Genomic DNA, 19065 nt, shown 5'->3' with positions numbered 1-19065 from the left:
CTCCTGAGTGTCCTTTTGAAAGTAACATGAGTAGGAAGGGCCAAGCGGTTATTTCCATTTTTAAACCGCTTGTTATCAAATGACGGCATGTTCGTCACGAGACGGTTTCTTTTAATGAAGATACCGTGAAAAAGGGTGGTACCGTGAAAATGAAACTTTTTCACCCCTTTGGATAGGATTTTCCTGTCCATTTGGGTGGGAAAGTTTTTTTAATGGCTGTTTTCTAAAAGATTGATGCTTTAGAAACGGTTGATTTCCGCTCCAGGTTGCTCGCTTTCCGCGGGGTGTGCGGTGAGCCTCCTTAGCGCTTTGCGCTACGGAGTCTCACCTGTCCCACTACTCCCGCAGGAGTCTCGCACCTTGCGCTCCAATCAACTTGTCAACGAAGTCTTTGAGAGAAGAGCCTTCTACAAATAAATGGGTTCAAAAGATGAAGGAGGAATGAAAATGAAGGCCAGTTGGGTGGCTGATCAAAAAACGGTGAAATCTTCATTAGTCTCTGGCGCTGAACTATTTATTCAAGGTTTGCAGAAAGAAAAAGTAGAGGTTGTATTCGGGTATCCAGGAGGTGCAGTTCTTCCGATATACGATGCTCTTTACAAAGCAGAAATGAAGCACGTGCTAACAAGGCACGAACAGGGTGCGATTCACGCAGCTCAAGGCTATGCGAGAGTTACCGGAAAACCAGGTGTAGTGCTTGCGACTTCTGGACCAGGTGCTACCAATCTCGTAACAGGTATTGCAGATGCCATGATTGATTCCATCCCTCTTGTTATTTTTACCGGGCAAGTAGCTACAAAAGTAATTGGAACTGATGCATTCCAAGAAGCAGATATAGTAGGGATCACGATGCCGATTACTAAGCACAACTATCAAGTGCAAAAAGCTGAGGATCTGCCCCGGATCATGAAAGAAGCCTTTCATATTGCGAACACTGGCAGAAAAGGACCTGTTTTAATAGATATTCCAAAAGACATCGCAGTAAACACAGCGCCCTTAAAAGAAGTATCAAACATCCATCTGCCTGGTTATCAGCCGACTTTAAAGCCTAATATCCTTCAAGTAAAAAGGTTGAATGAAGCTTTGCAGCAGGCAAAGAGACCTGTTCTCCTTACAGGAGCGGGGGTGCTTGCTGCTAATGCCGAGGAAGAGCTCTTAGCCTTTGCGGAATATTATCAGATTCCGGTAGCCCAAACATTGCTTGGACTTGGAGGGTTCCCGGCAGATCACCCTTTATGCTACGGAATGGCCGGTATGCATGGCACCTATGCAGCGAACATGGCGCTCTATGATTGTGATCTCTTAATTGGCGTAGGAGCAAGATTTGATGACCGGTTAACTGGAAATCTAGAGCATTTTGCTAAAAAAGCGGTCGTTGCACACATTGATATTGACCCTGCTGAGATAGGAAAAAATGTTCCGACAGAAATACCTATAGTAGGATGTGCCAGAGAGACCCTGGCAGCTTTAAACCAGACACGCGGTGAAAAAGGCGACTCAAACGAGTGGATGATTCAGCTTTCAAAATATAGAAGCGAGCTGCCGCTCACTTATAAGTCTAATGATAAAGAATTAAAGCCGCAAAAATTAATGGAAATCTTGCACGAAGTTACAAAAGGTGCTGCTATTGTTTCGACAGATGTGGGTCAGCATCAAATGTGGGCAGCGCAATATTATACGTTTTCAACTTCAAACAGATGGATTACATCCGGAGGGCTCGGAACAATGGGATTTGGATTTCCGGCTGCCATAGGAGCGAAAGTAGGAAGACCAGATCTTCCAGTAGTCGCAGTCGTAGGAGATGGAGGGTTCCAAATGACGCTGCAGGAACTAGGTGTTCTGCAGGATTGGGAACTTCCGGTAATCATAGTGATTGTAAATAATAAATCCCTGGGTATGGTGCGGCAGTGGCAGGAGATTTTTTACGAAAAACGATACTCACATTCTCTCCTTGAAATTCAGCCGGATTTTGTAAAACTTGCAGCAGCATATGGAATTGATGGAAAGCGTGCCGAAAACGAAGTCGAAGTGAGGGAGGCGTTAACGGCAGCTCTATCTTCAAATAAACCTTTTGTTTTGGATTGTGCAGTAACATCGGATGAAAATGTGTATCCAATGATTGCTCCAGGAAAAGGACTTCATGAAATGATTGGAGTGAGAGGATGAGACGTATCATTTCTGCAACCGTGTTAAACGAAAGCGGTGTTCTGAATCGTTTAACCGGCTTGCTTACAAAAAGGCAATTTAACATTGAAAACATTACAGTCGGACATACGGAAGACCCTGCAATTTCAAAAGTGACTCTGACAGTTTGGGTAGAGGATGACAGAAAAGCGGAACAGCTTGTTAAACAGCTTCATAAGCAGATCAATATATTAAAAGTCCGTGATCTGACAAATATGGCTCTTGTTTCAAGAGAGCTGGCACTTATTAAAGTATTAACCACTCCGGATACACGAAGTGAAATAAAAATGCTGATCGAGCCTTTTAGGGCTACAGTTCTCGATGTTTCATTGGAGAGCGTAACGCTGGAGGTAACAGGTGACAGTGAAAAGGTAGACGCTTTGATAGAACTGCTGCGTCCTTATGGAATTAAAGAGATTTCCAGAACAGGCATTACGGCAATCCCAAGAGGAACACAAAAGAAAGTCCTTGAGCTTCACCCCTATTCTATTATGTAAAGGAGACTATTAAAAATGGCTAAAGTATATTACGAAAATGAATTATCAAACGACGTATTAAAAAATAAGAAGGTAGCAGTAGTTGGTTACGGTTCACAAGGGCATGCACATGCACTGAATTTAAAAGACAGCGGCTATGATGTTGTGGTGGGTGTCCGTGAAGGGAGATCTTTTGACGAAGCAGTTAAAGATGGATTCGAGGTTTATCCCGTTCGCGAGGCTGCTCGTCTTGCAGATGTTGTTATGGTATTGCTTCCGGATGAAAGGCAGCCTGAGGTATATAAAAATGAAATATTACCAGAGCTTTCCCCAGGAAATGCTCTCGTATTTGCACATGGATTCAATGTTCATTATCACCAGGTTGTACCACCTGAAAATGTGGATGTGTTCTTGGTTGCCCCTAAAGGTCCGGGCCATTTAGTACGCAGGACTTTTGAAGCTGGTGAAGGGGTACCTGCATTGTTTGCGGTTTACCAAGATGCTACTGGTTCCGCGAGAGAAACTGCTCTTTCTTATGCAAAAGGCATCGGTTCCGCTCGAGCGGGTGTACTGGAAACAAGCTTTCAAGAAGAAACCGAAACGGATTTATTTGGGGAACAGGCGGTCCTGTGCGGCGGATTAACTTCACTCGTTAAGGCTGGTTTTGAAACACTTACGGAAGCAGGATATCAGCCTGAAGTTGCTTACTTTGAATGTTTACATGAGTTAAAGCTCATCGTTGATCTGATGTATGAAGGCGGATTAGAAGGAATGCGGCATTCTATCTCTGACACGGCTCAATGGGGAGATTTCCAGTCAGGCCCGCGTGTAATTGATGGCAGAGTAAAAGAATCAATGAAGGAAGTATTAAAAGATGTTCAGTCCGGTGAATTTGCAAAAAACTGGATTTTGGAAAATCAAGCAAATCGTCCTGTGTTCCATGTTGTAAACTATCAGGAAAAAAATCACCCGATCGAAAAAGTGGGGAGGGAATTGCGTGCGATGATGCCGTTTGTTAAGGCAAAACAAAAGAAGGAGGCTGTCGCCAGTGCGAACAATTGAAATCTTTGATACAACTTTGCGGGATGGAGAGCAAACAGCAGGTGTAAATTTAAATACGGAAGAAAAAATAGAAATTGCAAAACGACTTGAAAGATTAGGAGTAGATGTTATGGAGGCTGGCTTTCCTGCAGCCTCTAAAGGAGACTTAGAAGCAGTTAAAAAAGTCGCATCAATCATAAAGGATTCTGCTGTAACGGGATTAGCAAGGTCGAATCAATCTGATATCGATTATGCATGGGAAGCACTAAAAGATTCTGCAGAACCAAGGCTTCATGTATTTATTGCCACTTCTCCGATTCATATGACTTATAAATTGAAAAAAACACCAGACCAAGTCGTTGAGGCGGCAGTTGAGGCTGTTAAATATTCGAAAAAGAAATTTCCGGTTGTTCAATGGTCTGCAGAAGATGCATGCCGTTCGGATTTGGTATTTTTAGCACGAATTGTTGAAAAAGTCATTGATGCCGGAGCGAGTATTATAAACATTCCTGATACGGTTGGTTTTACAAACCCTGAAGAGTATGGGAAGATCTTCCGTTATCTTTTAAACAATGTTCCAAACATACAAAAAGCTGTATTATCTGCTCACTGTCATGATGATCTCGGGATGGCCGTGGCAAATTCACTTTCAGCTGTTGAGAACGGAGCAAATCAGATAGAGTGTACGATTAATGGAATCGGAGAAAGAGCGGGGAATGCTTCATTAGAAGAGATTGCAGTAGCATTAGCCATTCGTGAAGATTTTTATAAAGCTAAGACCAATCTGAAGTTAAATGAGATCAGCCGTACAAGTCAGCTTGTAAGCCGTTTAACGGGAATTGCGGTCCCTCCTAATAAAGCGATAGTGGGAAAAAATGCTTTTGCCCATGAATCAGGCATTCATCAGGACGGGGTCTTAAAAGAAAAATCAACTTATGAAATTATTACACCCGAGCTTGTCGGGGTGCCTTCTAACCAGTTAGTGCTTGGCAAACATTCCGGCCGTCATGCATTCAGAGATTATTTATCCAAATTAGGCTTTCATCCAGAAGAAAGCAAAATAAAAGTTTTGTTTGAAGATTTTAAATTACTCGCTGACCGGAAAAAAGAAATGACAGAAGAAGATATTTTTGCCCTGTTAATCGATCATAGAATCCAGCCGGAAGTGCCGCTTTATCAATTAAAAGATATACAAGTCAATTATGGAACAAACCAAATTCCAACTGCTACATTAAGGCTTATTACACCAGAAGGCAAGGAAATCCAAGATGCTGCTACAGGTTCTGGAAGTGTTGAAGCCATTTATAATACACTTGGAAAAATGCTTCCATCCTCACTGAAACTAAATGATTACCGTATTCAATCTGTTGGAGCTGGCAGGGATGCACTAGCTCAAGTATTTGTGCAGATTGTCTGTGACGGATACGAAATTAACGGAAGCGGAACGGCACAGGACGTTTTGGAAGCATCAGCGAAAGCCTATGTTCATGCGTTCAACAAGCTGCAGCTTCAGTCAGATAAAACAAGTTATGAGAAAATGAGCATTTAATTTAGGGAGGGATGTTAGATGAAAAAGAAAATAACAGTTTTACCTGGAGACGGAATCGGTCCTGAAGTAATGAGAGGTGCTCTGCAGGTATTAGACGGTGTTGCTGCAAGGTTCGGTCATGAATTTCAAACAACAGAAAAACGGTTTGGAGGTACAGCGATTGATCAAGGAGGCACACCCCTGCCGGAAGATACTTTAGAAGCTTGTAAAAATAGTGATGCTGTTCTGCTTGGAGCAGTTGGAGGACCTAAGTGGGACGGTCAAACTGTTAGACCTGAACAAGGGCTTTTAGCATTAAGAAAAGAATTGAATGTGTTTGCAAATTTAAGACCTGTTCAAGTGTTTCCTGGTCTTGAAAATCTATCCCCTCTCAAATCAAGCAAAGTAAAAGGTGCAGATTTTGTTTTCGTTAGAGAATTGACGGGCGGCATCTACTTTTCAGAACCGAAAACAAGAGATGAAAAACTCGCTGTTGATACCCTTTCCTATACACGGGAGGAAATCACAAGAATTATTGAAAAAGCTTATGACTTAGCCAGACTGAGAAGAAAGAAAGTTACATCAGTTGATAAAGCCAATGTGCTGGAAACAAGCAAACTGTGGAGAGAAATTGTTGAAGAAACGGCTAAAAAATACAGTGATGTTGAAACGGAGCATTTACTTGTTGATTATGCTGCGATGAGGATCATCAGTGAACCTTCCAGTTTCGATGTTGTTGTAACTGAGAACATGTTCGGTGACATTTTATCCGATGAAGCTTCTGTAATTCCCGGTTCACTTGGAATGATGCCTTCTGCTTCTCTTAGTCAAAGCGGACCAGGGCTTTATGAACCGATACATGGCTCCGCTCCAGATATTGCTGGAAGCGGAAAAGCAAATCCTATCGGGATGATTTTAAGTGCTGCAATGATGCTTCGCCATTCATTCCACCTTGAAAAGGAAGCTGCTGCAGTTGAGTTGGCAGTTTTTGAAACACTACAAGCCGGCTACCGGACGCGGGATATTTATGATGGAAAAGGAAATCTTGTTTCCACGAAAGAGATGGTTAACCAGATCCATTTTAGAATGCTTGAAGATTCAACAAGCGCAACATTGCTTGAGGTATATGTGTAAGAAGGGGGATGCAGTAAATGGGTAAAACAATAATAGATAAATTATGGAAAAATCATGTTGTAGCAGAAGAAAAAAATAAACCCGACCTCTTATATATCGATCTCCATTTGATTCATGAAGTAACTTCACCGCAAGCATTTGCTGGTTTAAGAGAAAAGAACAGAAAAGTAAGAAGACCTGATCTGTGTTTCGCGACGATGGACCATAATATACCTACGGCAGACCGGTTCAATATTAAAGACGAAACATCACGACTTCAAGTTCAGACATTGGAGAAAAATTGTGAAGAATTCGGAATCCGGCTAGAAGGGTTGGATTCTCTGCAGCAAGGAATTGTTCATGTAATCGGACCAGAACTTGGTTTGACGCTGCCGGGAAAAACGATTGTTTGCGGAGACAGTCATACTTCAACACATGGAGCATTCGGAGCACTTGCTTTTGGAATCGGAACCAGTGAAGTAGAGCATGTATTGGCAACGCAAACTCTTTGGCAGAACAAACCAAAGCAAATGAATGTAAAGATTGAAGGAGAGCTGGGCTTTGGTGTTACAGCAAAAGATGTAATTTTGTGGTTTATCGCCAATTACGGAACAAATGCAGGAACAGGCTATATCATTGAATTTTCAGGAAGTGCAGTACGAGGTTTTACGATGGAAGAAAGAATGACCCTTTGTAACATGTCGATCGAAGCAGGTGCAAAAGCGTCTGTTATTGCCCCAGACGAAAAAACGTTCAGTTATATTCAGGGTAAACCTTATGCACCAAAAGAAAGTGAGTTTAACGCGCGCTGCGAAGCGTGGAAAAAGCTTGTGTCAGATAATGATGCAGTATTTGATAAAGTAATAGAAATTAATGCTTCTGATATTGAACCGATGGTTACATGGGGGACTAATCCGTCCATGTGCCTGCCGATAAGCGGACAAATTCCCGCAGCAGAATCTTCATTATCAATAGAAGAAAAGCAATCGATAGAGAGTGCTCTTACCTATATGGGCTTTCAAGGCAATGAACGACTAAAAGATGTTGACGTTCAGCATGTATTTATAGGTTCATGCACAAACTCCAGATTAAGTGATTTAGTAGAAGCCTCAGCTGTCGTTGAAGGCGAAAAGGTACATCCAGGTGTGAGGGCCATCGTTGTACCGGGATCACAATCCGTAAAACGTGAAGCTGAAAGTCTGGGAATTCATAAGATTTTCCTTCATGCCGGTTTTGAATGGCGGGATTCTGGGTGTTCCATGTGCTTAGGGATGAATGATGACATTGTTCCTGAAGGGGAAAGATGCGCATCCACATCAAACAGGAACTTTGCTGGAAGACAAGGTAAAGGAGCGAGAACGCATCTTGTAAGTCCTATTATGGCTGCAGCCGCTGCTATAAATGGAAGATTTACAGATGTGCGTTCCATTATGCAAACAAAAAATCTGGAGGTGGACCGTTATGTCGGGATTTAAAACACATACGGGAAAAGCCGCTTCTCTAAAAAGGGATCATGTGGATACCGACCAAATCATTCCTAAACAATTTTTGAAGAAAATTGATAAAGCGGGTTATGGAGAATTTTTGTTCTATGATTGGAGATATCAGTCTGACGGACAGGAAAACCCGGATTTTGAACTAAATCAATTAAACACAAAAGATTCTTCAATTCTTATAACCGGTAATAACTTTGGTTGTGGTTCTTCCAGAGAACATGCTCCCTGGGCTTTAAAAGATTATGGTTTTCAAGTTATTATTGCGGAGAGTTTTGCGGATATCTTTTTTAATAATTGTGTAAAAAATGGGATATTGCCTATCCGGCTTCCAAAAAAAGAAATACAGCGTTTATATTCTGAAGAATCACCGGATGTGATCAGCCATCTGATTGTAGATCTCGAAAACCAGCATGTCGTGAATGGGAGCGGAGAACATTTTTACTTTGAATTTGATCCGTATTGGAAGAAAATGCTCTTGAATGGCTGGGACGAAATTTCAGTAACACTTCAATATGAAGATAAAATAAAAAGATTCGAAACGGAAAGGATTGTGAATTGACATGGGGATTTAAGAGTCACGAATGAAAAATTATTTCACGCGATGGAGGAAGTTTCAAAAATTGCACACCGGACACCGCTAAAGCAATCTTCTACTTTAAACAAGTGGACTGGCGGAAAAGTTTATATGAAGTTAGAAAACCTTCAAAAAACAGGATCGTTTAAACTAAGAGGCGCTTATTATAAAGTTTCTACACTGAATGATTTCGAAGCAGCTAGAGGTGTTATTGCAGCCTCTGCAGGAAATCATGCTCAAGGTTTGGCACTGTCATGTTCGAAGCGGGGGATAAAATCAAGAATTTTTATGCCGGAAAACGCCCCGCTTTCCAAGGTGGAAGCTGTAAAGTCTTATGGGGCAGAAATCGTATTGCAGGGTGAAAACTACCAAACGGCCTTTGAAGCGGCTAAAAGGGAAGAGCAGAAGAATGGATCAGTTTTTGTTCATGCTTTTGATGATTATGATGTCATTGCAGGACAGAGTACGGTGGCACTCGAAATGCTGCAGCAGAAGCCTGAATTAAAAACGATTGTTGTGCCTGTTGGAGGAGGTGGTCTTCTGGCTGGCATCAGTCTAGCAGTTAAAAGGTTGAGACCGGACGTCCGTGTCGTAGGAGTACAATCTGCAAATGCTAGTGCCGTCTATCAAATATTCACAGGTGCGAAAGTAAAAACATTGTCCAGCTCTTCGATTGCAGACGGAATTGCGGTAAAAAAGCCGGGAGAGCTGACGGTTCCCATGATTTCTAAATATGTAGATGAAATGGTAACTGTAACAGAAGAACAAATTGCATTCGCGATGATGTTCATGCTGGAACGCGAAAAAGTTGTTGTTGAAGGAGCGGGAGCAGCAAGTCTGGCAGCTGTACTTTTCCACAGTCACCTCGCGTTAGATCGAAAAGTAGGACTGATCATAAGCGGCGGTAACGTCGATCCCCAGAAATGGTCACGATATAAAGGGATGGCTGACAAATTAAACATGAAACGGATTAGCTGATCATGAAAAACTCTTAAAGGAGAACTTACTTCTTTAAGAGTTTTTTTTTGAAATAAATAGGCTTGGGTGTCTCTCTCATGCGGATGTGTCTTTTACGTAAAAAGTATTTTTATGTGATTAAAGTTCAATATCCATGATCGTGTAGCTCTCAGAAAAACGTCTTACTTTGTTTCTGATTCAACATTACCTGCACACGGTTCCTTGAGTTCCGAAGTTGAAACTGCTATTCTTTAGACAAATATAAACGGAAGCGGAGAATTGTGATGACAAACGACAAGGAAAACAAGAACAATATAATTCGGTTTCCAAATTTAACAGGGCGTCTTTTAGAAAAAGGAATGGATTCTTTAAAAAATAAGCAATATGATGAATCACTGGCTTGTTTTGAACAGCTGCTTCATTCAGATCCCATGCATTCACAAGGAAATTTGGGACTTGTTTTAAGTCTCGTTGAGCTAGGTAGACTCCAGGAAGCGAAAATGCGATGTGACAAGATGCTTAAAGAAGGAATCGGTGAATATTACGATGTTCTTCAAATCTATTTAAGCATTCTTGTTCAATTATCAGAATACATAACTGTCGTTTCAGTAATTGAAGCGGTTTTAGAAGAACAAAAGATACCTGCAGATAAAGCCGAAACGTTTTATCAGCTTCTTCAATTCAGCAGGAAGGTGATTGAGCAAGAGGGGGTTCCGGAGGTAAAAAGAGATCCGGAAGCAAAACCAAGTGATAATCCTGATTTTCTTACATTAAAAGAGATGCTTTCCAGTGACAGGGCAGATTCACAATGGATAGCTGTCCAACAGTTAAAGAGACTGGGAACAGAAATGACAGTGCCTCTTTTTGAAACCTTCTTGGTTGATGAGAAAAAACATCCTGCTGTAAAAAGCTTGATTCTGCAATATTTAAAAGAAAACCAAATTAATAAAGTCGTTAAACTAGAAAAATACGGGCAAACAGAAGAAGTTGACATTGCAAATCTGACAGAGTTAAACGAACACCCCTTTTATAAGGAAGTAAAAAGATTAATACAGGACGAGTTAGAACAAGAAAACCCGTCACTGCTTGATATTGCATTGGCAGTTTGGAAGGATTACACGCTGGCATTATATCCTTTCACTCCAAAACCTGAAAATAAACTGTTATGGTTTGAAGCGTCTGTTATGGCAGCCTCATTGTTATGCGGGTTAGAAGAAGAGCTTGAAAATGAAGAGCCCGAATTGCAAAAAGCAGTAAAGCATCTAGTGGAGCTGGAAAGATTTTATTTGCAGACTTAATGATAAAGTGATGTAACTTGTTGAAATACACAACGTCTATGCTATAATGGAATGGTTGTAATCTATATGATACTTATGGAAATACCGATGTTGGAGGGAACATATTAATGAGTGCTAAATGGGAAAAGTTAGAAGGCAATCAAGGTGTCTTAACAGTTGAAGTTGAGGCTTCTGAAGTAGATACAGCGCTAGACCAAGCGTTTAAAAAAGTGGTTAAAAAGGTAAACGTACCAGGCTTCCGTAAAGGGAAAATGCCGCGCAGACTTTTTGAACAACGTTTTGGTGTAGAGTCTCTTTACCAAGATGCTTTAGATATCTTATTGCCAAAAGCTTATGGTGACGCAGTTGAAGAAACAGGTATCGAGCCTGTAGATCGCCCAGAAGTTGATATCGAAAAAATGGAACAAGGAAGCAACCTTGTATTCACTGCAAAAGTAATCGTTAAGCCTGAAGTAAAACTTGGTGAATACAAAGGTCTTGAAGTTGAAAAGACTGAAACAGAAGTAACTGATGAGGATGTTCAAAACGAACTTACTCGTCTACAAGAACAACAAGCTGAACTAGTTGTTAAAGAAGAAGGCGCTATTGAGAATGGTGACACTGTTAACATCGATTTCGAAGGATTTGTTGATGGAGAAGCATTCGAAGGCGGAAAAGCTGAGAACTATTCACTTGAAATTGGTTCTGGTTCGTTCATTCCAGGTTTTGAAGAACAATTAGTTGGTGAAAAAGCCGGAACGGAAAAAGACGTTAACGTTACTTTCCCTGAAGAGTACCATGCTGAAGAATTAGCTGGTAAGCCTGCAGTATTCAAGGTTAAAATTCACGACATCAAATCAAAACAGCTTCCAGAGCTTAACGATGAGTTTGCTAAAGAAGCTGAAGGCGATGCTGAAACTTTAGAAGATCTTAAAAAAGAACTTCGTACAAAGCTAGAAGAAAGCAAAAAGCAAGAAGCTGAAAACAAAACTCGTGAAACAGTTATCGAAAAAGCTTCTGAAAATGCAGAAATCGAAATTCCAGAAGCAATGGTAAACACTGAGCTTGACCGTATGGTGCAAGAATTTGGTCAACGTCTTCAAATGCAAGGTATGAACCTTGATCTTTACTACCAGTTCTCTGGAACTAGCGAAGAAGCACTTCGTGAGCAAATGAAAGAAGATGCTGGAAAACGTGTTCGCACAAATCTAGTACTAGAAGCAATCGTTGAAGCAGAAAACATCGAAGTTTCTGAAGAAGAAATCGATGCAGAACTTAACAAGATGGCTGAAATGTACAAGATGGAAGTTGAACAAATTAAGCAAATGCTTGCAATGCAAGGCGGAAACGATGCAGTTGCAGCTGACTTGAAGGTTCGTAAAGCGATCGATTTCCTAGTTGAAAACAGCAAAACTGCTTAATCAATAGAATAAATGCATGAAAAAACAAGGCGCGATCCTTATTTATCGTGCCTTGTTTTGCAATACATAACATTATTTAGGCAATATATCCTGCTATTTGAAAAATAGGTTTTAAAACACGCAGGATTGTTCATACTTATATAGAGCCATACCATACATATTTAGTAAGGGTTTTTATTTCCGTTTTATTATGGAAGTGTGATACAATCCATTATAATCAACGGAATGCTTAAGTAGTAGAAATAAATTCAGACCTGCACTATAGAAATCGTAAAATACGGGTCAAGCGTTTCATCCATATTATTGTTTTAGGGGTGATATCATTGTTTAAATTTAATGATGAAAAAGGGCAATTAAAGTGTTCTTTCTGTGGCAAAACACAGGATCAAGTTAGAAAACTGGTTGCTGGACCAGGTGTATATATTTGTGATGAATGTATCGAACTTTGTACTGAAATCGTGGAAGAAGAACTAGGTACAGAAGAGGATGTAGAACTAAAAGAAGTACCAAAACCAGTTGAAATCCGTAAAATTCTTGATGAGTATGTTATTGGTCAGGATCAGGCTAAGAAATCCCTTTCTGTGGCCGTTTACAATCATTATAAGCGTATTAATTCATCGCAAAAATCAGATGAAGTAGAACTTGCAAAAAGTAATATCGCGATGATCGGACCCACAGGAAGCGGTAAAACGCTCCTTGCGCAAACTCTGGCCAGAATCTTGAATGTACCTTTTGCTATTGCGGATGCTACATCTTTAACAGAAGCTGGATATGTAGGTGAGGACGTAGAAAATATCCTCCTGAAATTGATTCAGTCTGCTGATTATGATGTGGAAAAAGCAGAAAAAGGGATCATTTATATTGATGAGATCGATAAAATTGCACGAAAATCTGAAAACCCATCGATTACACGTGATGTTTCCGGTGAAGGTGTTCAGCAAGCCCTTCTGAAAATTTTAGAAGGTACAGTTGCGAGTGTTCCTCCTCAAGGCGGAAGAAAACACCCTCATCAAGAATTCATTCAGATCGACACTACGAATATTTTGTTTATTTGCGGCGGTGCATTTGATGGTATCGAGCAGATAATTAAACGCCGTCTAGGCAAAAAGGTTATCGGATTCAGCTCAGATTCGAAACAAGCTGATTTAAAAGCTGGCGAATATTTATCTAAAGTACTTCCTGAAGATTTACTTCGTTTCGGATTAATCCCAGAGTTTATTGGGCGCTTGCCAGTAATCTCTAACTTAAATTCATTGGATGAGGACGCGCTGATCGAGATCCTGACAAAACCTAAAAATGCATTGGTAAAACAATATCAAAAACTTTTAGATATTGATGGAGTAGAGCTTGAATTTACAGATGAAGCACTTCGAGAAATTTCTGCACAAGCGATCGAACGCAAAACGGGTGCGCGCGGACTTCGTTCTATCATTGAAGGTGTTATGCTAGATGTGATGTTTGAGCTGCCTTCACGTGAAGATGTAGTCAAATGTATCGTTACAAAAGAAACAATTTCTGATAAAGTACCGCCTACACTAGAACTTGAAGATGGTACTGTAATTGAACAATCAAAAGAAACTCCTAAAGAGAGTGCATAATAAAGACTGGCTCATTGGCTGTTATGATTAACGGCTGATTGAGCCAGTTTTTTTGGGTGTAGTGTGTGGTGTGTTATGGGAGGTATAGGCGCTGTGAGATTTGTCGTCATGTGTCGACTCGTGGTTATATTCTATTTAACGTGAGAATTAACTGATTTTTCGTGGGAAAAAATCAATTAACGTGGGATTAATCCCATCTAACGTGGGATTCTTTAAACGTATACCTGATAAGGTATAGGTCATAAACGGTTAGTTCATCGTATATCCCCTTATTTTTAAACAGACTAAAAGGGATACTGCCTGGAAACTTGGGCAGCATCACAATTTTTTATAAAAAAAGAACGGTTTAAGTAGGAAGAAGGATATTTTTTTTAAAAATTTCTCCTATATCATTAAATCTGATAAGAAATTTTCGGAAAGATCTTTATCCGCTCTACATGAAACGTAACAAATTTCTTTTTAGCATGATTACCGTTTAGGTCCTTAAATCCTCGGAGATACTATGCTTATCAATACATACGTATCGGGAGGAAAACAATGAATTGGACAGGGATAGCGTTAATCATTCAATTATTTTTTGGGATTGTAATCGGTCTGTATTTTTGGAACTTACTCAGAAGCCAGCGGTCTCAAAAAGTAAGTGTAGATAAAGAATCAAGAAAAGAAATGGAGCAATTAAGAAGGCTGCGCTCCATCTCTCTATCTGAACCGTTGTCTGAACGGGTCCGCCCAGGGAAATTTGAAGATATTATTGGTCAAGAGGATGGTATTAAAGCATTAAAAGCTGCCCTTTGCGGTCCTAATCCGCAGCATGTAATTGTATATGGCCCTCCAGGAGTAGGTAAAACTGCCGCTGCTCGATTAGTGCTTGAAGAAGCAAAAAAAAATAAAACTTCCCCATTCCGTTCTATGGCTGTTTTCGTGGAACTTGACGCTACAACAGCACGTTTTGATGAGCGTGGTATCGCTGATCCTCTAATTGGTTCTGTACATGATCCTATCTATCAGGGAGCAGGAGCAATGGGACAGGCAGGTATCCCTCAGCCAAAACAAGGGGCAGTTACAAATGCACACGGCGGTGTTCTATTTATTGATGAGATTGGTGAACTTCATCCGATTCAAATGAACAAGCTGTTAAAAGTATTAGAAGATCGGAAAGTATTTCTCGAGAGTGCTTATTATTCGGAAGAAAATGCGAATATACCGCATCATATCCATGATATTTTCCAAAATGGCCTGCCTGCAGACTTCCGGATGATAGGTGCAACAACACGTATGCCGGATGAGATTCCGCCAGCTATCCGATCGAGATGTCTTGAGGTGTTTTTCAGAGAACTTCAGCCTGCTGAAATTGAGCAGATCGCTAAACGAGCTGCTGATAAGATTCAGCTGGGCATTGAAGAAGAATCTTTAAAATATATGGCCCAATATGCAAAAAACGGACGTGAAGCAGTTAATATGATCCAAATCGCAGCGGGGCTGGCTATTACAGAAGAACGAAAGAGCATTACAAAAGGTGATGTTGAATGGGTCACTCATTCAAGCAGAATGGCACCAAGACCGGAAAGAAAAATCGGAAGCAAACCAAAAATCGGGTTAGTTAATGGACTTGCTGTATATGGTCCAACAAGCGGTGCTCTTCTTGAAATTGAAACGACAGTTCTTCCTGCTAAAAAACAAGGATCAATTATCATTACAGGTATAGCTGAGGAAGAGAGCATCGGTAATCAATCCAAGTCCATTCGCAGAAAAAGTATGGCAAAAGGATCAGTTGAAAATGTCATAACTGTACTTCGTTTTATGGGTGTTGATGCATCTATGTACGATATTCATGTTAACTTCCCAGGCGGGGGACCAGTAGATGGACCTTCAGCGGGGATAGCAATCGCATCATCCATTTACTCAGCCATCCATAAAGTGCGTGTTGACCATGAAGTGGCGATGACAGGAGAAATAAGTATTCACGGAAAGGTGAAACCTGTCGGAGGCGTTATGGCAAAGATTTTAGCAGCAAAAGATGCTGGTGCAAAGCGGGTGCTAATTCCTTTTGAGAATAACCAGAAAATATTCGAAAGCATTGAGGATGTAGAAATCATCCCGGTTAAAAAACTCTCAGAAGTATTTCAATATGCATTTTTAGATGAGAGCAAGGAAGAATCTATTCCTGCGTCAGCAGCTCTAAACTCCCCTCCTTCTTCAGTTTAAGGAGTAGAAGGGGTTTCTTTTTTGTTTAATTAAAGTTTATTGGATGCTAACATTAGACAAAGTTAAGCATTATCGGTAGAATTGTACAAAGACTATGCATATAATTAATGATTACACAGCAGTTTTCGGAGGTGTTTTTAATGGGGGAAAAACGAGTTCTTCCGCTCCTCCCTCTACGCGGATTGTTGGTCTATCCGACAATGGTGCTTCATTTGGATGTTGGAAGAGAAAAGTCCATTCAAGCACTTGAAAAAGTGATGCTTGATGATCAGGTGATTTTTCTTTCAACTCAGAAGGAAGTTTCTATCGAAGATCCGGCTAAAGAGGAAATCTACAATGTAGGAACTTTATCAAAAGTTAATCAAATGCTCAAGCTGCCAAACGGCACAATCAGGGTACTCGTAGAAGGAATTCAGCGTGGTAAAATCACATCTTTTATGGATGAACAGACACACGTTGAAGTAGAAATAGAACTGACAGATGATGTAGAGGAAAAAGAAGCTGAAACAGAAGCTTTAATGAGAGCGGTTTTGGCTCAATTCGAACAATACATAAATCTCTCTAAAAAAGTTACTCCTGAAACCCTTGCGTCTGTACAGGATATAACTGAACCTGGCAGACTTGCTGACGTTATTTCTTCCCATCTTTCACTTAAAATTAAAGAAAAGCAAAAAATCTTAGAAATTTTTAATGTGAAGGAAAGACTTGAGCATTTACTAGCCCTTTTAAATAACGAAAAAGAAGTGTTGGGACTTGAGAAGAAAATTGGTCAGCGTGTAAAAAAGGCGATGGAAAAAACGCAAAAAGAATACTATTTGCGTGAACAAATGAAAGCCATTCAGAAGGAACTGGGCGATAAAGAAGGAAAAATTGGTGAAGTCAGTTCATTAAAAGAGCGAATTGAAGCGTCTGATATGCCTGAGCATGTTATGGAATTAGCGAAGAAAGAGCTGGACCGCTATGAAAAAATGCCGAACTCTTCAGCAGAAAGTTCTGTAATCCGGACGTATATTGAATGGCTTGTTAACTTGCCGTGGAAGCAGGAAACGATCGATAATCTTGATATTCCTCATGCAGAAACAGTGTTAAATGAAGACCACTACGGACTTGAAAAAGTAAAAGAACGTGTCTTAGAATACTTAGCGGTTCAAAAACTCACAAATTCTTTAAAAGGCCCTATACTTTGTTTAGTCGGACCTCCGGGAGTAGGTAAAACTTCTTTAGCACGTTCTATTGCACGTGCAATAGGCAGAAATTTTGTTAGAATTTCTTTAGGCGGAGTAAGAGATGAAGCCGAGATCAGAGGTCACCGCAGAACATATGTAGGTGCAATGCCAGGCCGTTTAATTCAGGGCATGAAGAAAGCTGGAACGGTTAATCCTGTATTTTTGCTTGATGAAATAGATAAGATGTCGAGTGACTTTAGAGGAGACCCATCTTCTGCGATGCTTGAGGTATTAGATCCGGAACAGAATAGTACGTTCAGCGACCATTATATTGAGGAACCATATGATTTATCAAAAGTCATGTTTGTAACGACCGCAAATACGCTCTCTACAATTCCAGGACCTCTTTTAGACAGAATGGAAGTTATTTCGATTGCAGGATATACAGAAGTAGAAAAACTTCATATCTCGAAAAACCACTTAATTCCAAAGCAGCTGAAAGAACATGGTCTGAAGAAAAGCCAAATTCAGTTCAAGGATGATTGTATCCTTAAGCTTGTCCGAAATTATACTCGTGAAGCGGGAGTACGTAACCTGGAACGCCAAATTGCCGGATTATGCAGAAAAGCTGCCAAACAGATTGTTTCATCTGAAAAGAAAAAGGTAATTTTATCGGCTAAAAACCTTGAAGATTACCTTGGCAAGCCGCGTTTTCGTTTTGGTCAGGCAGAACTTGAAGATCAGATTGGAGCTGCTACAGGCCTTGCATACACAACGGCAGGCGGTGATACACTGTCCATTGAGGTTGCATTATCTCCTGGAAAAGGGAAGCTGATCTTAACGGGTAAACTGGGCGATGTTATGAAAGAATCAGCGCAGGCTGCTCTGAGCTATGTTCGTACAAAAGTAGAAGACTTAGGTATTGCTCCAGATTTTTACGAAAAAACAGATATTCATATTCATGTTCCTGAAGGTGCCACTCCAAAAGACGGGCCATCTGCAGGAATTACAATAGCTACAGCCCTAGTCTCGGCTCTTACAAAAAGACCGGTAAAAAGAGATGTAGGCATGACAGGTGAAATTACATTAAGAGGCCGTGTATTGCCAATAGGCGGTTTAAAAGAAAAGTCATTAAGCGCACATCGGGCGGGGATCAAGACAATCATTCTTCCAAAAGAGAATGAAAAGGATATTGAAGAAATTCCGGAAACAGTAAAAGAGGGTCTTTCATTTATTCTTGTTTCTCACTTAGATGAGGTGTTAAAAGTTGCATTAGCAGGTGATGTAAAGTGAAAGTAAATACAGCAGAGATCGTCATATCAGCCGTAGGGCCAAAACAGTATCCGGAAGGAAATCTCCCGGAAATTGCTCTGGCAGGCCGGTCAAACGTAGGAAAATCTTCTTTTATCAATAAAATGATCCACCGAAAGAATTTAGCGCGTACATCTTCTAAACCAGGAAAAACACAAACACTAAACTTCTATATTTTGAATGAGAGCTTCTATTTTGTGGATGTACCAGGATATGGTTTCGCAAAAGTTTCTAAAACTGAAAGAGAAGCTTGGGGGAAAATGATCGAACAATATCTTGTTGAGCGGGAACAGCTAAAAGCTGTTGTTCAGCTAGTTGATCTTAGACATCCTCCTTCAAAGGAAGATTGTTTAATGTATGACTGGCTTAAACATCACGAACTTCCGGTTATCGTTGTGGCTACTAAAAGCGATAAGATACCAAAAGGAAAATGGGATAAGCATAAGAAAGTCGTGAAAGAAACATTAAACATGGATCCATCTGACAAGATCGTCCTTTTCTCATCGGAAACAGGCCATGGAAAAGATGAAGCATGGGGTGTTTTAAACTCTTATTTAACGAAATAAAAAAGCAGCGTTCATTTTTGAACGCTGCTTTATTTTTTTTCTTTCTATAAGCTTGTTGTTTTAGGTTTGCTTTTATGAATACTCTTCATTGACAAGTTGATTAGAACGGAAGGTGCGAACCTCCTGCGGGAGCAGCGTGCCATCTACCTGAC

The 19065-nt window shown here is 40.4% G+C and carries 14 protein-coding genes; all 14 read left to right on the top strand.

Translation table 11 applies throughout. The features are described from left to right. Nucleotides 1–447 precede the first annotated feature (447 nt). Nucleotides 448–2166: an acetolactate synthase large subunit gene (ilvB, locus tag M3196_RS04565; RefSeq protein WP_251321045.1), complete on the top strand. Its 1719-nt coding sequence runs from the start codon at nucleotides 448–450 to the stop codon at nucleotides 2164–2166. Next, nucleotides 2163–2681, top strand: a complete 519-nt coding sequence (gene ilvN, locus M3196_RS04560; RefSeq protein ID WP_251321044.1) for an acetolactate synthase small subunit — start codon at nucleotides 2163–2165, stop codon at nucleotides 2679–2681. The genes ilvB and ilvN overlap by 4 nt, the downstream gene beginning before the upstream one ends. Before the next feature lie 15 nt (nucleotides 2682–2696). Continuing rightward, on the top strand, nucleotides 2697–3722 hold the full coding sequence (gene ilvC / locus M3196_RS04555; RefSeq protein ID WP_251321043.1) for a ketol-acid reductoisomerase: 1026 nt from the start codon (nucleotides 2697–2699) through the stop codon (nucleotides 3720–3722). After that, nucleotides 3709–5250: a 2-isopropylmalate synthase gene (locus tag M3196_RS04550; protein WP_251321042.1), complete on the top strand. Its 1542-nt coding sequence runs from the start codon at nucleotides 3709–3711 to the stop codon at nucleotides 5248–5250. The genes ilvC and M3196_RS04550 overlap by 14 nt, the downstream gene beginning before the upstream one ends. 18 nt (nucleotides 5251–5268) lie before the next feature. Then, nucleotides 5269–6363: a 3-isopropylmalate dehydrogenase gene (leuB, locus tag M3196_RS04545; RefSeq protein ID WP_251321041.1), complete on the top strand. Its 1095-nt coding sequence runs from the start codon at nucleotides 5269–5271 to the stop codon at nucleotides 6361–6363. 17 nt (nucleotides 6364–6380) lie between these two features. Beyond that, nucleotides 6381–7817 carry a 3-isopropylmalate dehydratase large subunit gene (gene leuC, locus M3196_RS04540; protein ID WP_251321040.1) on the top strand — a complete coding sequence of 479 codons (1437 nt, stop codon included), beginning with the start codon at nucleotides 6381–6383 and terminating at the stop codon, nucleotides 7815–7817. Beyond that, entirely contained in the window at nucleotides 7804–8397 is a 594-nt protein-coding gene (leuD, locus tag M3196_RS04535; RefSeq protein WP_251321039.1) for a 3-isopropylmalate dehydratase small subunit, read from the top strand. The genes leuC and leuD overlap by 14 nt, the downstream gene beginning before the upstream one ends. Before the next feature lie 42 nt (nucleotides 8398–8439). After that, a complete protein-coding gene (gene ilvA, locus M3196_RS04530) occupies nucleotides 8440–9390 on the top strand; it encodes a threonine ammonia-lyase (protein ID WP_251321038.1) in 951 nt (316 codons plus the stop codon). A gap of 263 nt (nucleotides 9391–9653) precedes the next feature. After that, entirely contained in the window at nucleotides 9654–10667 is a 1014-nt protein-coding gene (locus tag M3196_RS04525) for a tetratricopeptide repeat protein (RefSeq protein WP_251321037.1), read from the top strand. Nucleotides 10668–10774: 107 nt separating this feature from the next. Beyond that, nucleotides 10775–12067, top strand: coding sequence for a trigger factor (tig, locus tag M3196_RS04520; RefSeq protein ID WP_251321036.1), 1293 nt, complete (start codon nucleotides 10775–10777; stop codon nucleotides 12065–12067). Nucleotides 12068–12390: 323 nt separating this feature from the next. Next, nucleotides 12391–13665, top strand: a complete 1275-nt coding sequence (gene clpX, locus M3196_RS04515; protein WP_251321035.1) for an ATP-dependent protease ATP-binding subunit ClpX — start codon at nucleotides 12391–12393, stop codon at nucleotides 13663–13665. Between the two features lie 537 nt (nucleotides 13666–14202). After that, a complete protein-coding gene (lonB, locus tag M3196_RS04510; protein ID WP_251321034.1) occupies nucleotides 14203–15870 on the top strand; it encodes an ATP-dependent protease LonB in 1668 nt (555 codons plus the stop codon). A 140-nt stretch (nucleotides 15871–16010) separates the two neighbouring features. Further along, nucleotides 16011–18329, top strand: a complete 2319-nt coding sequence (lon, locus tag M3196_RS04505; RefSeq protein ID WP_251321033.1) for an endopeptidase La — start codon at nucleotides 16011–16013, stop codon at nucleotides 18327–18329. Continuing rightward, the gene (gene yihA, locus M3196_RS04500) at nucleotides 18326–18913 is read left to right on the top strand and encodes a ribosome biogenesis GTP-binding protein YihA/YsxC (RefSeq protein ID WP_251321032.1); all 588 of its coding nucleotides are present in this window, start codon (nucleotides 18326–18328) and stop codon (nucleotides 18911–18913) included. Before lon ends, yihA begins: the two co-directional genes overlap by 4 nt. Nucleotides 18914–19065: the final 152 nt, after the last annotated feature.

Source organism: Fictibacillus nanhaiensis, assembly GCF_023715445.1.
GTDB classification, from domain to species: domain Bacteria; phylum Bacillota; class Bacilli; order Bacillales; family Fictibacillaceae; genus Fictibacillus; species Fictibacillus nanhaiensis_D.
The sequence above is the reverse complement of the archived record's forward strand: the minus strand, read 5'-3'. Positions and strand labels throughout refer to the sequence as shown.

What these genes read in the sequence shown, in the direction of transcription:
- ilvB (WP_251321045.1), top strand. Translation starts at nt 448, where the DNA reads ATGAAGGCCAGTTGGGTGGCTGATCAAAAAACGGTGAAATCTTCATTA.
- ilvN (WP_251321044.1), top strand. Translation starts at nt 2,163, where the DNA reads ATGAGACGTATCATTTCTGCAACCGTGTTAAACGAAAGCGGTGTTCTG.
- ilvC (WP_251321043.1), top strand. Translation starts at nt 2,697, where the DNA reads ATGGCTAAAGTATATTACGAAAATGAATTATCAAACGACGTATTAAAA.
- leuB (WP_251321041.1), top strand. Translation starts at nt 5,269, where the DNA reads ATGAAAAAGAAAATAACAGTTTTACCTGGAGACGGAATCGGTCCTGAA.
- leuC (WP_251321040.1), top strand. Translation starts at nt 6,381, where the DNA reads ATGGGTAAAACAATAATAGATAAATTATGGAAAAATCATGTTGTAGCA.
- leuD (WP_251321039.1), top strand. Translation starts at nt 7,804, where the DNA reads ATGTCGGGATTTAAAACACATACGGGAAAAGCCGCTTCTCTAAAAAGG.
- ilvA (WP_251321038.1), top strand. Translation starts at nt 8,440, where the DNA reads ATGGAGGAAGTTTCAAAAATTGCACACCGGACACCGCTAAAGCAATCT.
- M3196_RS04525 (WP_251321037.1), top strand. Translation starts at nt 9,654, where the DNA reads ATGACAAACGACAAGGAAAACAAGAACAATATAATTCGGTTTCCAAAT.
- tig (WP_251321036.1), top strand. Translation starts at nt 10,775, where the DNA reads ATGAGTGCTAAATGGGAAAAGTTAGAAGGCAATCAAGGTGTCTTAACA.
- lonB (WP_251321034.1), top strand. Translation starts at nt 14,203, where the DNA reads ATGAATTGGACAGGGATAGCGTTAATCATTCAATTATTTTTTGGGATT.
- lon (WP_251321033.1), top strand. Translation starts at nt 16,011, where the DNA reads ATGGGGGAAAAACGAGTTCTTCCGCTCCTCCCTCTACGCGGATTGTTG.